Origin of the sequence: Pedobacter jamesrossensis, from assembly GCF_042650905.1 — a bacterium.
GTDB lineage: Bacteria > Bacteroidota > Bacteroidia > Sphingobacteriales > Sphingobacteriaceae > Pedobacter > Pedobacter jamesrossensis.
Window position 1 is genome coordinate 115,513 of sequence record NZ_JBHSBY010000144.1, and the last position, 15,776, is coordinate 131,288.

12 protein-coding genes are annotated in these 15,776 nt (G+C 36.0%); 10 read left to right on the forward strand and 2 right to left on the reverse strand.

Features of this window, described 5'->3' with window-relative positions; all coding sequences use genetic code 11:
• Positions 1–39: 39 nt before the first annotated feature.
• The 4 genes from ACFOUY_RS19700 (at position 40) to ACFOUY_RS19715 (ending at position 5,398) form a co-directional block, all read left to right on the forward strand.
• Positions 40–435, forward strand: coding sequence for a GxxExxY protein (locus ACFOUY_RS19700; protein WP_378962989.1), 396 nt, complete (start codon positions 40–42; stop codon positions 433–435).
• Positions 436–479: 44 nt separating this feature from the next.
• Positions 480–2,225 carry a discoidin domain-containing protein gene (locus ACFOUY_RS19705; protein WP_378962990.1) on the forward strand — a complete coding sequence of 582 codons (1,746 nt, stop codon included), beginning with the start codon at positions 480–482 and terminating at the stop codon, positions 2,223–2,225.
• Between the two features lie 27 nt (positions 2,226–2,252).
• Entirely contained in the window at positions 2,253–4,550 is a 2,298-nt protein-coding gene (gene bglX, locus ACFOUY_RS19710; protein WP_378962991.1) for a beta-glucosidase BglX, read from the forward strand.
• Between the two features lie 65 nt (positions 4,551–4,615).
• Positions 4,616–5,398, forward strand: a complete 783-nt coding sequence (locus tag ACFOUY_RS19715; RefSeq protein WP_378962992.1) for a carboxylesterase family protein — start codon at positions 4,616–4,618, stop codon at positions 5,396–5,398.
• 47 nt (positions 5,399–5,445) lie between these two features.
• Here the strand turns inward: ACFOUY_RS19715 and ACFOUY_RS19720 are convergent, their stop codons facing one another.
• Both ACFOUY_RS19720 and ACFOUY_RS19725 read right to left on the reverse strand, forming a co-directional pair.
• A complete protein-coding gene (locus ACFOUY_RS19720; RefSeq protein WP_378962993.1) occupies positions 5,446–6,174 on the reverse strand; it encodes a YebC/PmpR family DNA-binding transcriptional regulator in 729 nt (242 codons plus the stop codon).
• Positions 6,175–6,287: 113 nt separating this feature from the next.
• Entirely contained in the window at positions 6,288–7,235 is a 948-nt protein-coding gene (locus ACFOUY_RS19725; protein ID WP_378962994.1) for an NAD-dependent epimerase/dehydratase family protein, read from the reverse strand.
• Between the two features lie 172 nt (positions 7,236–7,407).
• Between ACFOUY_RS19725 and ACFOUY_RS19730 the strand changes: the two genes are divergently transcribed.
• The 6 genes from ACFOUY_RS19730 to ACFOUY_RS19755 all read left to right on the forward strand — a co-directional run bounded on the left by ACFOUY_RS19730 (position 7,408) and on the right by ACFOUY_RS19755 (position 15,757).
• Positions 7,408–7,974, forward strand: coding sequence for an RNA polymerase sigma factor (locus ACFOUY_RS19730; RefSeq protein ID WP_378962996.1), 567 nt, complete (start codon positions 7,408–7,410; stop codon positions 7,972–7,974).
• A 97-nt stretch (positions 7,975–8,071) separates the two neighbouring features.
• Positions 8,072–9,091, forward strand: coding sequence for a FecR family protein (locus ACFOUY_RS19735; protein WP_378962997.1), 1,020 nt, complete (start codon positions 8,072–8,074; stop codon positions 9,089–9,091).
• Positions 9,092–9,285: 194 nt separating this feature from the next.
• A complete protein-coding gene (locus ACFOUY_RS19740; RefSeq protein ID WP_378962998.1) occupies positions 9,286–12,216 on the forward strand; it encodes a TonB-dependent receptor in 2,931 nt (976 codons plus the stop codon).
• A 46-nt stretch (positions 12,217–12,262) separates the two neighbouring features.
• Positions 12,263–13,168: a sugar phosphate isomerase/epimerase family protein gene (locus tag ACFOUY_RS19745; RefSeq protein ID WP_378962999.1), complete on the forward strand. Its 906-nt coding sequence runs from the start codon at positions 12,263–12,265 to the stop codon at positions 13,166–13,168.
• A 278-nt stretch (positions 13,169–13,446) separates the two neighbouring features.
• Positions 13,447–14,031 carry a gluconate 2-dehydrogenase subunit 3 family protein gene (locus ACFOUY_RS19750; RefSeq protein ID WP_378963000.1) on the forward strand — a complete coding sequence of 195 codons (585 nt, stop codon included), beginning with the start codon at positions 13,447–13,449 and terminating at the stop codon, positions 14,029–14,031.
• Between the two features lie 25 nt (positions 14,032–14,056).
• Positions 14,057–15,757, forward strand: coding sequence for a GMC oxidoreductase (locus ACFOUY_RS19755; protein ID WP_378963001.1), 1,701 nt, complete (start codon positions 14,057–14,059; stop codon positions 15,755–15,757).
• The last annotated feature ends 19 nt before the right edge of the window (positions 15,758–15,776 follow it).

Here is a 15,776-nt window from a genome sequence, read left to right on the forward strand (position 1 = left end):
TTAACAGATTAAAATAAATAGTTAAGCTTAGAAGTTAAAATGACTAAAGTCTTTCATCAAGATGAGTATCCATTACAAGATGAAACTTATAATATTATAGGAATCGCAATGGAAGTACATAGAATTCTTGGTAAGGGACTTTTAGAAATTGTATATAAAGACGCAATTGAGTACGAATTAAAAATTAGAGGCATTCCTTATAAAAGAGAAAAAGAATATGCTATTGAATACAAAGACACAATTTTACCCCATCGATTTTATGCCGACTTTTTGATTTATGATGAAATTATTGTTGAAATTAAATCAAAGGCAGGAATAATCGAAGAACATTATGCACAGGTAACCAATTACTTAGGAATAGCAAAATTAGAAGTGGGTCTAATCATTAATTTCCATGAAAAATCTTTACAATATAAAAGGATAATAAATAAATAATCTGTCAATCTGTGGCTAAAAAGAAATAAAACTTAATAATATTGATGAAAAGACTACTAATCATTTCTTGCCTGATTATAAGCTATTCTGCAGCTTTTGCTCAGAAGCAAAAAACTTATTGTAACCCAATAAATGTAGATTATGGTTACACACCTTTCGAATCTTTTACCGAATGGGGAAAACACCGTGCTACGGCCGATCCTGTAATTGTAAATTATAAAGGCGAATTCTTACTATTCAGCACTAACCAATGGGGTTACTGGCATAGTTCAGATATGTTGAACTGGAAATTTATAGAACGGAAATTTCTTCGCCCGTGGAATAAAACCAAAGATGAACTTTGTGCGCCTGGTGTTGGAATTATAGGCGATACCGTGGTTGTTTTCGGAAGTACATACACTAAAAATTTCACCTTATGGGGAAGTACAGATCCCTTAGGTAATAAATGGTTTCCACTCGTAGATTCATTAGAAATTGGAGGTTGGGATCCTGCTTTTTTTACAGATGATGATGGTAAATTTTATATGTACAACGGAAGTAGTAATAACTATCCAATGTATGGTGTAGAGTTAGATAGAAAAACTTTTCAGCCTAAAGGAACACGTACACCGATGTACTTGCTTCAAAGTTGGCGATATGGCTGGCAACGCTTTGGTGAATACATGGATGACACCTTTTTAGATCCTTTTGCTGAAGGGGCGTGGATGACCAAGCATAATGGGAAATATTATTTTCAATATGGTGCACCGGGAACAGAATTCAGCGGTTATTCTGATGGCGTAGTTGTTGGTACTAAACCACTATTTTACGATACCCCATCTACACCACAATCAGATCCTTTAAGCTATAAAGGTGGTGGTTTTTCCAGAGGGGCTGGTCATGGTGCTACTTTTCAAGATAACGCTAAAAATTATTGGCACATTTCTACCAGTATTATTTGCGTCAAAAACACTTGGGAACGTAGAATGGGCATCTGGCCAACAGGCTTTGATAAAGACGATGTGATGTGGACAAACACTGCCTTTGGAGATTATCCGCTTTATCTTCCTGCCGAAAGAAAGGAAGGTGGTCCTGCCGGACCAGGATGGATGTTGATTAATTATAAAAAGCCAGTTACAGTTTCTTCTACTCTTGGTTCATTTAATGCAAATAATGCCGTAGATGAGAGCATTAAAACATACTGGAGCGCTAAAACGGCTAATAATGGCGAGTGGATTCAAACAGACTTGGGAAGTTTGGCTACCGTTAATGCCATTCAAATTAATTATGCCGACCAAGACGCAGAGTTTATCGGCAAACAAATCGGAATCTTTCATCAATATAAAATTCTTTCATCGCTCGATGGCAAAAAATGGACAACTCTTGTTGATAAAAGCCAAAACAAAAAGGATGTTCCTCACGATTATATTGAGTTAGATAAACCAGTAAAAACAAGGTTTATAAAAATGGTAAACATTCATATGCCAACAGGGAAATTTGCAATTAGCGGTTTAAGAGTTTTCGGAAACGGAAACGGACAAAAACCCGATGAAGTTAAAAATCTGATTGTATTAAGAACAGAGAAGGATAAACGAAGTGCATACATTAAATGGCCTCCGGTAGATAATGCTTTTGCCTACAACTTATATTATGGTACAGCACCAGATAAGCTATACAATTGTATCATGATACACGATTTTAATGAATATTGGTTTAAAGCGATGGATAGCCAAAAAGCTTACTATTTCTCAATTGAAGCCATAAACGAAAATGGTGTTTCAGCAAAAACTGAAGTTAAAAAAGTTGATTAAATTTTAAAAGAATAACACACACATATAATGAACAAAGCGAAATTCCTATTTATTTTACTGACAGCTATAGCTGTTAGTTCGAGCGCACAAATGAAAAAGCCTGTTTCTGCGGAAGAAACAAAAATGAACACCTTCATTAATAATTTGATGGCAAAAATGACTGTGGACGAAAAAATCGGCCAGTTAAATTTGCCAAGTTCTGGTGATATTACAACCGGACAAGCCAATAGTAGTGATATTGGCCAAAAAATAAAGGAAGGTAAAGTTGGCGGACTTTTCAATATCAAAGGCGTAGAAAAAATTAAAGCGGTACAGAAGGTAGCGGTAGAAAATAGCCGCATGAAAATCCCATTACTTTTTGGTATGGATGTTATTCATGGCTATAACACGGTTTTCCCAATTCCACTAGGTATGAGCTGTGTTTGGGATATGAATCTTGTTCAAAAATCGGCAAGAGTTGCTGCTATTGAAGCAAGTGCAAGTGGTATCAACTGGACATTCTCTCCTATGGTTGATATTTCCCGCGACCCGCGTTGGGGCAGAATTTCTGAAGGTAGCGGCGAAGATGCTTACTTAGGCTCTCAAATTGCAGCCGCAATGGTAAAAGGTTACCAGGGTAAATTGCAGGCAAATAACGAAATTTTAGCTTGCGTTAAACATTACGCTCTATATGGTGCTGCCGAAGCAGGTAGGGATTACAATACTACTGACATGAGTAAAGTGCGCATGTACAATGAATATTTCCCACCTTACAAAGCAGCTGTTGATGCTGGTGCGGCTAGTATCATGGCCTCTTTTAATGAGGTTGATGGAATCCCTGCAACTGGTAGCAAATGGTTAATGACTGATGTTTTACGTAACCAATGGGGCTTTAAAGGTTTCGTAGTAACAGATTACACAGGTATCCCTGAAATGATTGCTCATGGCATGGGCGATTTACAAACCGTTTCTGCTTTAGCTTTAAATGCAGGTATTGATATGGATATGGTTGGCGAAGGTTTCCTTGGAACTTTAAAAAAATCATTAGCAGAGAAAAAAGTAAGTATCGAACAAATTAACAGCGCTTGTCGTTTGATACTTCAAGCGAAATATAAATTAGGTTTATTTACAGATCCATATAAATTCTTAAGCACGGAAAGAGCCGAAAAAGAGGTATTTAGTGCAGAAAATCGTCAAATTGCTCGTGAAATTTCTGCAGAGAGTTTCGTTTTGCTTAAAAATAACAACAACATTTTACCACTTAAAAAAACAGGAACAATTGGTTTAATTGGTCCATTGGCAGATAATACCGCAAACATGTACGGTACCTGGAGTGTTGCCGCTTTGTTCGATAAATCGGTTACAGTTTTACAAGGCTTAAAAAATGCCTTGGGTAACGATGCGAAAATTTTAACAGCTCGTGGTTCTAACTTCTTAGCAGATTCTACAGCAGAACATCGCTATGTAAATATTCACAATCCAACCTACAAACGCGACCCTCGCTCGGAAGAAGACATGATTAAAGAGGCTTTAAAAGTAGCTGAAAAGTCGGATGTTGTGGTAGCAACAATAGGCGAAGGTTCTGAGTTTACTGGCGAAGCGAGTAGCGTTACAGACATTCAAATTCCAGAAACACAGAAAAATTTATTAAAAGCTTTGGCTAAAACTGGTAAACCAATTGTACTGGTATTATTTACTGGTCGTCCGCTAGCTTTAAACTGGGAAAAAGAAAATATACCAGCTATTTTAAATGTATGGTTCCCAGGCAGTGAAGCAGGAAACTCTATTGCCGATGTGCTTTTTGGAAAGGTAAATCCATCAGGTAAATTAAGCACAACCTTTCCTCAAAATGTTGGCCAGGTGCCACTTTATTATGCCCATAAAAACACAGGACGCCCATTGGCAGAAGGTAAATGGTTCGAAAAATTCCGTTCTAATTACTTAGATGTAAGTAACGATCCTCTTTATCCGTTTGGCTATGGTTTAAGCTACACTACTTTTAGTTATAGCGATATTAAACTAAGCTCGAATACTTTAAACAAAGGCAAATCTATTACCGCCTCACTTACCTTAAACAATACTGGTAAATATGAAGGTAAAGAGGTTGTTCAATTGTATATCCGAGATTTAGTTGGCAGTATTACCCGCCCTGTTAAAGAGCTTAAAGGTTTTCAAAAAATTAGTTTAAAGCCAGGTGAAAGCAAAACAATTAGTTTTAATATTTCAGAAAACGATTTGAAATTTTATAATTCAGACTTAAAATTTGTTGCTGAACCCGGAGATTTTAAAGTTTTTATCGGTACAAATTCGAGAGATGTTAAGGAAGCATCTTTCAGTCTAAAATAAAAAGTTATAATGGTTAGTACGCCCCAGACTATTGCGAAATAGCTGGGTTTTTTTAATTTTGTTTCATGAAGAATATTTTTCTAACCATTTGCTTTCTTATTGCAAGCATTGCATTAAAAGCACAAAATTTTACACAATACGATAAGGGTAGTTTTATTAAAGGCAAAGATTCTATTTATTACAGGGTGCTTTTTCCTGAAAATTTTAACCCTTCGCAAAAATATCCAATTGTTTTCTTTTTACACGGAAGTGGAGAGCGAGGTAATAATAATGAAAGTCAGTTGGTACATGGTGGCAAATTATTTCTAAAAGATGAGGTTCGCAAAAATTTCCCGGCAATTGTTGTATTCCCTCAATGCCCGGCTAACGATTATTGGGCTAATGTAAACATCGGACCAAATGAGATGGGTAAGAGAAGTTTTAGTTTTGTAGAAGGTGGCAAGCCCACAAAAGCGATGCATGCTTTAATAGGTATGGTAAAGGATTTTCTTAAAAAACCTTATGTAAGCCATAAGCAAGTTTATGTTGGTGGTCTTTCTATGGGCGGAATGGGTACTTTCGAGTTGCTAAGAAGAAAGCGTAACACTTTTGCGGCAGCCATTTCAATTTGTGGTGGCGATAATACTAACAATATCAGAAAATACAAGTCGGTTCCGCTTTGGATATTTCATGGTGGCAAAGACGATGTAGTAGATCCTGCATTCTCCATTGCGATTTCAGAGCGCTTAAAAACTGTGGGCGATGAGGTGAAATTTACACTTTATCCAAATGCAAATCATAACAGTTGGGATAGTGCTTTTGCTGAGCCTGAGTTACTGCCTTGGTTGTTTGGGCATCAGAGGAATTAGGCTAATAAACCTCGTAGGTTTTAAAAACCTACGAGGTTTGAATAATATTACTCAGCCATATTGTGGTAAACGGCCTGCACATCATCGTCTTCTTCTAATTTATCTATCAGTTTTAAAACATCTGCAGCCTGCTCTTCGGTAACTTCGTGGTGCGATAATGCAATACGCTCTAACTTAGAGCTTTTTAACTCAATACCTTTTTCTTCTAATGCTTTTTGCAAAGGGCCAAAGTTTTCAAATGTACCTTGTGCAACAGCAATATCGTTTCCATCTTCGTCAGCTTCTACGTATAATTCTTCTAAACCTGCATCTATCAATTCAAACTCTAATTCTTCTAAATCTAATCCTTCTACAGGTGTAAAACGGAAAATAGATTTACGGTTAAAAATAAAATCAAGAGAACCAGTTTTACCTAAAGAACCATCGGTTTTGTTAAAATAACTACGAACGTTTGCAACCGTACGATTTGTATTATCAGTAGCTGTTTCAATTAAAACCGCAACACCATGTGGCGCATAACCTTCGTAAACAATTTCTTCGTAATTTGCCATTGATTTATCAGAAGCACGCTTAATAGCCGCCTCTACCCTATCTTTTGGCATATTTACCGCTTTAGCATTTTGCATTGCAGTACGTAAGCGAGAGTTGGTTTCGGGATGAGGTCCCGATTCCTTTACCGCCATAACGATATCTTTACCAATACGCGTAAACTGAACCGCCATTTTGGCCCAACGCTTAAATTTTCTTTCTTTTCTAAATTCGAATGCTCTTCCCATTATTAGTATCAAGTATTTAGTAGCAAGTATCAAGACAAATAGTCATAATACCATCCAACTTATTCATTAAATATGCTTCTTTAACCATGCCTTAGTTTTTCAGCTTTAGTCTTTTAGCTCTTTTTTAGATTATTTAACATATCAATTGTGAGTTTCGATAAATCGTACTCTGGTTTCCAGTTCCAATCTTTAGCTGCGAAACTATCATCGATAGAACGTGGCCAGCTATCTGCTATTTGCTGGCGAGGATCTTTATCGCTGTAAGTTAATTTAAAATCGGGAATATGTTTCCTGATTTCTGTTGCTAAAATTTCTGGAGTAAAACTTACACCCCCAAAATTATAGCTGCTACGCACCGAAATTTGGTCGGCTGGTGCATCCATTAATTCAATTGTGCCTCTAATTGCATCCTCCATATACATCATTGGCAATTCAGAACCTGCATTTAAAAAGCTCTGGTAACTTCCTTTTTTCAATGCATCGTGAAAAATATGAATTGCATAATCTGTTGTTCCACCACCTGGTGCCGCTTTCCAGCTAATTAACCCCGGATAGCGAATGCTTCTCACATCTAAACCATATTTTTGATGATAATATTCACACCATCTTTCTCCTGCCAACTTACTAATTCCGTAAACGGTATTTGGATCCATGGTACAATACTGCGGCGTATTATCTTTAGGCGAATTTGGACCGAAAACGGCAATAGAACTTGGCCAATAAACCTTTGCAGTTTTATATTCCAGGGCCAAATCCAATACGTTTAGTAAACCGTTCATATTTAAATCCCAGGCAAGTTTAGGATTTTGTTCACCAGTTGCAGATAATAAAGCAGCGAGTAAATAAACTTGTGTAGGTTTATATTTTTGAAAAATGCCTTTAATCATATCCTTATCAAGTACATTAACAAACTCGAAAGGAGCAGAATTTTTGATATCATAATCTGGTCTGCGAATATCGCAGGCAACCACATGATCATCACCATATATTTTACGTAACATGGTTACCAGTTCGGTACCAATTTGTCCGTTTGAACCTAAAACAACTATATTTTCTTGCATATTTTTTTCAGCGAATGAGCAAAGGTAAAAAAATGGGATAAAACGATGTAAAATATTTACACTAAGTATAATATTACAAACTAACCATCTCCATTTTAACAGTATTTATGCCCTCGAAAATTAAAGCTAAAAGAAATTAATTATTACATTTACCATCATTCCAAATATAAATATGAGTTCAATCCAGCCGGAAGAATCTTTAGATTTAATCAATCGCCTTAAACTAGGAGATACGGCTGCTTACGAAAAAATTTATAACGTTTTGAGTAAAGAATTACTTGGACTGGCCTATAAAAAAACAGGCGATAAAGTTATTGCGCAAGAACTTGTTCAAAATATATTTATATCACTTTGGGAAAAAAGAGCAACCGCTGATATCAAGGATTTACGCAATTACCTTTTCGGTTCTTTAAAATTCGCTATCATTAATTATATCCGTTCGGAAGTAATTGCAAACCGATATATTGAGCATGAACAAATAACATACAGACCTAATTCTGAAGATACTTCGAGCCTGGTGGGTTTAAAAGATTTATCAGAAATAATTGAGAAAAGCTTAAATTCTTTGCCAGAGAAAACGCAAGAGGTTTTTAGACTTAGCCGTTACAGTCATCAATCTACCAAAGATATTTCTAATGGTTTAAACATCTCAGAAAAAGCTGTAGAGTACCATATTACACGTTCATTAAAGCGAATAAGAGAATATTTAAAAAATTTCTATATATTTTTCTTACTGTAAACCAACAACTTACAATTATTTTAAAATAATTTACAGCTTAGCATTAGGGTATAGTCCTAGTTAGGTTACTTGTATATATTAACCAAATATTTCTTTTATGAACAAACAATCGTTTTACGATTTACTTACCCGATACCAATCAGGAACTTGTACTGAAAGTGAAAAACTTTGGCTTAACCAATGGTATGGTTCATTAGGCGATAAAAACGTAAATCATCTTTCTTCATCAGAATTAGACGAAATGAAAAATGATGTTTGGTTACAATTACAACAGAATATTACTTTACCTAAAAAGAGAAATACTTTAAAACTAATTTGGGTTAAAACTGCAATTGCAGCATCTATAACAATTGCATTTATTGTTTCTGGCATCTATATTTTTAGCGACCACGCTGAAAGTGCTTTTATGAATGAAAACAGTGGATTAAGTTTGATATCAAAAACTAATGAAACTTCTAAACCAATTATTATTTCATTAAATGATAATAGTCTGGTTACGCTTGAGCCGAAATCGAATATCATTTATCCTAAAGTTTTTGCGGCAAATAATCGTAAAGTTTATCTAAAAGGTGATGCATTCTTTTCTATAAGTAAAAATGCAAAGCGACCATTTTATGTTTACAATAATAATTTAGTGGTTAGGGTTTTAGGAACCAGTTTTTTTGTTAAACAATCTTCTAAAAATCTACCTGCAGAAGTAGCTGTAAGAACTGGCAAAGTTCAGGTTAAGGAAAATACCTGCAACAACCTGATTGATTTACCTGGAGATAAAACGGCTACCCCTGTTTTGCTTACTCCAAATCAAAAAGGTTTATTCAAGGCGCATAACCTTAAAACCACTTTGGTCGAAAAACCGATTCCGCTGGCTGAAGCCTATAATGTAAAAAATAGCATTAGCTATAATTTCAAGGAAGAAAGCTTAAAATCTATTTTCAAAACCTTAACAGATGCGTACGGCATCGAGATAAAATCTGATAATGAGGAGATTTTAGCCTATACCTTTACGGGTGATTTAAGCAAAAAAGGACTTTACGAGCAACTAGATCTTCTTTGTGGGTCAATATCGAGCAAATACCAAATAAAAGGAACCAGTATATTGGTTTCGAATAAAAACTAACCAAATAAATAAAAATTATGAAAAGAAAACTAATATCAAACAGCCCGTAGCCGCGGCTCAATTTTCCATAATATATTCTTAAACAACAAAGCCGACAATGTGGGGCATTGCCGGCGAGTTAAATACATTTGAATGTATCTATGGTATTTCTATGTCCAATAAATCCAATCATTTAATGAACAATAACCAAATTTATGAAAAAAAATCAACTTATTTCGCTGGCAATTTATGCAATGAGAGTTTCGATTTACCAAATACTTGCAATAACCATTTTCACTTGTTCTGCACTTGCTAAAAATGCAGATGCACAAGATTTCCTGAATAAACAAATTTCTATAAAAGCCGACCAAACGGATATAAAAACAATAATAGAGAAAACCGAGTTTCTTGCAAAAGTTAAATTCGTTTACAGTCCTCAATTAATCAATTCTGATAGAAAAGTATCTATCAATGTTGTAAATCAAAAATTAAAATACTTTCTTGAGAATTCGCTAAAACGTTATGATGTGGGATATAGAATAGTTAAAGATCAGATTTTGCTCTATTCTATTCCCGCCAATAACAATTTAGAAATTTTGAAAACTTTTGAAGGTATTGTTACAGGAAAAGTTACTGATGGTAAAGGCACCCCTCTTCCTGGTGTATCGGTTTCTGTTAAAGGTAAAACCATTGGCACAACAACTGATGAAAATGGTTCATTCTCTCTAAAAGGATTAACTGTTGATAGCCGTGTTTTAGTGGTAAGATATGTAGGCTTCATTTCTAAAGAGGTAAATTTATCTCCGGGAAATAATGATGAGAACATTTCTATCAGTTTATCAGAAGATAATCTACAGTTGGAAAGCGTAATGGTTACAGGCGGTAATCCTAAGAAAAAACTAGAAAGTAGTGTTGCCTTAACCTCGGTTAGCAGCAAGGATATTACAAACAGAGCGCCGCTAAACAGTACCGATTTATTAAAGGCAATACCTGGTTTAACTGTAGAAAGCACAGGTGGCGATGGTCCGGGTAATGTTTGGGTAAGAGGGTTTCCACAACAGGGAGGTTATATTTTCTTAGGCATACAAGAAGACGGCTTACCTTTGCTTCCAACGGGTTTTAATACAAATCCATCAGTAGATCAGTATTACAAAACAGATTTAACAATTCAGAATATCGAAGCCATTAGAGGTGGTAATGCCTCAATTATCCAGGCAAATACGCCTGGCGCTGTTGTAAATAATATTAGTTATACTGGCGCTGATAAACAGTATGGCCAAGTTAAGTTTACAACCGGATTTTCGCAGGGTTTATATCGCTTTGATGGCAATACAGGCGGCAAAATAAATAATTCGATTAAATACAACATTGGCGGTTTTTATCGCACAGATAATGGTGTTGTAGATCAAGGATTCACTCCCGCAAACCAAGGTGGCCAAATTAAAGGCAACATGACTTTTAATTTCAAAAACAATAAAGGTTTTTTCCGCGTATATGGTAAATATTTGAATGATAAAGTTCAATTCTTATTAACCAGCTACTATCCCTACGATGGAACTGGTAAACCAACAACCTACCGTGATTACGATATGGCATCTCAATCTATTGTTCCTTTACAAACAGAATGGAGCTATAACGACCCTGCAACTGGCTTGCATAACTTTAGCTTAACTGATGGAATCCATACCAAATTAGGTTCAGCGGGTTTCCAGTTTAACTACATGACCGATAATGGATGGCAAATTGTTAACAATTTCCGCTACCAAAACACACATACAAATAGCACTTATACAGTGCCAAGTGGAATAGCAGCCAGAACTGCCGCTACTCCGTATTACTACCCTGGTGGTGCTGTTGCTCCGTTTGTAGCTGGTGATTATGTAATTACTTCTTCTGCAAATGGACAAATTAACAGTGATGTTCAAATCGTAAATTATTTAGATTTAAGAAAAACGATTAAAAACCACAGTTTAGCAATTGGTGCAGGAATTCATCAATACAATCGTGATGATTTGCGTTATGCCTTCCGTTCTTTCTCTGAATTTAAGGAGCACCCAAGTATTATTTTGCAATCTCCAACAGCCAGCGAACGTACTATTCAAACTAAAAACACATTTATCGGCGATACGAGAACATTATCTGCTTATGCTACAGATGAAATTAAGATTTCAGACCAATGGCGTTTAGATATTGGCGCAAGGATAGATAACCAAAATGTTAAAGGTGATAGACCATATTATGCTTTAAACGCAAATGGCACCATTAATACCACAGCCGCATCTACGGCTACAATTTTAGGCTATACTTCTTATGATGAAACTTTAACCAATTGGTCTGCCTCTGTAGGTGCTAACTACAAAATAAGCTCAACATCGAGTGTATTTATCAGAGCGACAAAAGCTTACAATGCACCAAACATTGGAGATTATAATGCGGCTGCATACAACGCAGCAAGCATAAAAAAACGTCCGGTTTATTTAGGTGAAATTGGCTACAAATACGCAAAAAATAATTTAGCAATCTTTGCATCAGGCAGTTATTCGGCAATTAAAAACACATCCCTAACGATTAATGTACCTACAGTCGCAGCTGGCACACAAGCCTTAGTTGCATTTGGTTCGACACGTACTTTTAGTGCAGAATATGAAATTTCTTACAAAATAGCTAAACCTTTAAGTTTACGTTTAACAGGAACTTTACAAGATTCGAAATACACCGATTACGAAGCGAATACAAGAGGCAATGCAGCCGTATCGGCCGAATTTGGAGACCGCACTTACAGTTTTACTGGCAACAGAACAGAACGTGTACCGATTTTAAACACAGAACTTGGTGCAAACTACGATTACAAAAACTTTAACCTATATGTTTCAGCTAATTATGTGGGCTATCGTTTCACTTCGCCAAGTGACAGCTATAAGCTACCAGCATATGTAGTAATGAAAGCTGGAGCAGGATATAATTTCACCAAGAAAATTGCATTAAGAGTTTGGGCAGACAACTTATTAAATGCAAAAGTATTAACCGAAGGCGATGTTCGCGGAGATCAATTTAGAAACTTCGCAACTGTTGCACCAGGTTCATTAATGATTGGCAGAACTTTACTTCAACGTACTTTCTGGGGATCTTTAGCTTATTCATTTTAACAAATAAAGCCGGAGTTTATGCTCCGGCTTTCTAATTTAATTCATTATGACAAACAGAAGAGCATTTCTACAAAAAGCTGGATTAGCGGCGGCGGCGGCTTATTTAAGTCCATCATTTATTTCATCTGCTTTAGCCAAATCAGCAAAAATTTCTAAAATTGGAATAGGTTTGTTTACATTGAGAGATCAATTAGCTGCCGATGTTAATGCAACAATTCAAAAGGTTGCAAGCATAGGTTATAATCAGGTTGAAACTTATTATGGCTATCCCGGCAAATATGAAGTAAAAGGATTTTGGGGCTTAGAGGCTAAAGATTTTTATGCACTATTGAAAAACAATAATCTAATATCGCCAAGCGGACATTATAACGTTACCGATTTCTTGTCGGGTAAAGGCGATGTTGTTTTAAAATCGCATATTGAAACGGCCGCAAGCGTAGGACAGAAATATTTTGTTATTCCGGCTTTGCCAAACGATGTTAGAGCCAATGGCACTTTAGATGATTATAAACGGATGGCAGGCTTGTTTAATCAGGCAGCAGAACTTTGCAAAAAATCTGGTTTAAAACTGGCTTATCATAACCATAACTTTGAATACAAAGATCAAGGAAATGGTGCAACTGGCTATAATATCCTTTTAAATGAAACCGATGCAAAACTTGTTAGTTTTGAACTTGATATTTTTTGGGCAGTAAATGCTGGTTTGAATCCTGTAGAGATGTTTAAGAAAAATCCTGGCAGATATAGAATGTTCCATGTTAAAGATATGGATAAAACAGATAAAGCAGTATTTGCCGAAGTTGGTTCTGGGCAGATAGATTTTAAAAGCATTTTTAGCGCTTCGAAAACAGCAGGATTAGATTATATTTTTGCAGAACAAGATTTAGTTAAAAAAGACGTTTATCAAAGTATTACAGAGAGTTATAACTATATAAAATCTAACCTAATATAAATTCATTTCATGACGCTAAACAAAGCCAAAGTTCAAATATAAATTTAAAACTTATCAGCAAAAATACCCGATTAGTTTTTGAGTTAATTAATTGATAAAAAGTGCTTTATCAATCTTTAAATCAACATTTAAGATTATTATTTAGAATTATTCCATAGAGTAACAATCGCATTGCATAGTGTTATTTATACACAGTTGATTTAATAATTACGCCATATTTTTTCTAATATTACTAATTCAATATATTGTAACCAAAATATATAAAATACACAACAACGATGCATAGAAGAGAAGCACTTAAAAACGTTGCATTCTTGCTGGGGGGAGCAATCTCGGCAAGTACAATGGGCGTTTTATTTGAAAGTTTTACGCTCCCAGAAAACGAAAAAAACTTTGTATCATTCTCTCTGCAGGATGAGAAGATTTTTGCTGAATTTGCTGATATTATTGTCCCGACAACCAAATCATCTGCTGGCGCAAAAGCTGCAGGTTTAGGTAAGTTCATCCCAATGATGATGCAAGATTGCTACCCTAAAGAAATGCAAACCTCATTTGCTAAAGGCTTTAAAGATCTTCAGGCTAAATCGATGGCAGATTTCAAAAAAAGTTTTGTAACCCTAACTGTTCCGGAAAGAACGAAGCTAATGGTCGATTTACGAGCCATGTCTTTAGCACAAAAAGAATCTAAATCTGAAGAAAATAAGGATTTGGTTTACTTCTTCATCACAGCAAGAGACTTAACTTTACTAGGCTATTACTCTTCGGAAATTGGCTGTACCAAAGCCCGTGAATATGTTCTTATCCCAGGAAGATATGACGGCAATGCGCCTTTAAAACCAGGCCAAAAATCGTGGGCAACCTAATTTCTAATCTCAACTACAAATCATCATGAATTTAAATACAAATTTAAAAGCAGAAAATACTTACGATGCTATTGTTATAGGATCGGGAATTAGTGGCGGCTGGGCTGCAAAAGAATTAACAGAAAAAGGTTTACGCGTTCTTATGCTCGAAAGAGGAATGAATATCGAGCATATTACAGGTTACGAAACTGCCATGAAAAATCCATGGGATTTTAAACATGCCGGTAAATTAACAGAAGAACAAAAACGTACACACCCTGTTCAAAAAAGAGATTATCCTTACCAGGAAGCAAATGAGAAATGGTGGGTAAACGATTTAGAGTGCCCATATACAGAAGATAAACGTTTTGATTGGTACAGAGGTTTTCATGTTGGCGGTAAATCGTTAATGTGGGGTCGCCAGAGTTACCGTTTTAGTGATCACAACTTTGAAGATAATAAGAAAGATGGGCACGGAACGGATTGGCCAATTCGTTACGCAGAACTTTCGCCATGGTACGATTATGCCGAAAAATTTGCTGGTATTAGTGGTTCCAAAGAAAATTGGGATTTATGCCCAGATGGTGAGTTCCTTCCACCAATGGATTTAAACATTGTTGAAAAATCGGTTAAAGCCCGTATCGAAGAGCGTTATAAAAGAGAGCGTATTATGATGATTGGTCGTGTGGCCAATCTAACAGTGCCTCACAAAGGCAGAGGCAATTGCCAATACCGAAATTTATGTAGTCGTGGTTGTCCATTTGGTGCTTATTTCAGTACACAATCTTCTACCTTACCTGCTGCTATGGCAACTAAACGTTTAACCGTTAGACCATACTCTATTGTAAATCATATTATTTACGATAAAGAAACTAAGAAAGCTAAAGGTGTAATGGTTATTGATGCTGAAACTAACAAAACCATGGAATTCTATGCAAAAATTGTTTTCGTAAATGGTTCTACTCTAGGTTCAACATTCATTTTATTAAACTCAACTTCAGAAGCTCATCCTAACGGATTAGGTAATGGAAGCGGACAGTTAGGTCATAACTTAATGGATCATCACTTCCGCTGTGGTGCATCGGGAGAAGCCGAAGGTTTTGACGATAAATACACTTATGGCCGCCGTGCAAATGGAATCTATGTACCTAGATATCAAAATGTTGGGAACGATAAACGCGATTATTTACGTGGTTTCGGTTACCAGGGTGGTGCAAGTAGAGCAAACTGGCAAAGTGATGTTGCCGAATTATCTTTCGGTTCTGGCTTGAAAGAAAAAATGACTAAACCGGGTAAATGGAGCATGGGCTTAGGCGGTTTCGGAGAAATGTTACCTTATTACGAGAACAGAGTTTACATCGATAAAACTAAAAAAGATAAATGGGGACAGCCTGTATTAGCAATTGATTGCGAGTACAAAGAAAACGAGAAGAAAATGCGCATTGACATGATGAATGATGCAGCTGAAATGTTAGAGGCAGCAGGAATGAAAAATGTTAAGACTTACGATGGCGGCTGCTATCCAGGTATGGCTATCCACGAACAAGGAACGGCAAGAATGGGTAAAGACCCTAAAACTTCTGTTTTAAACAAATGGAACCAAATGCACGAAGTTAATAATGTATTCGTAACCGATGGTGCATGTATGCCTTCTATCGCATGTCAAAATCCATCCTTAACATTTATGGCTTTAACCGCCCGTGCGGCTGATTATGCCGTTAAAGAATTAAAGAAAAACAATATTTAATAAAGGTTAAGCTGAAAGG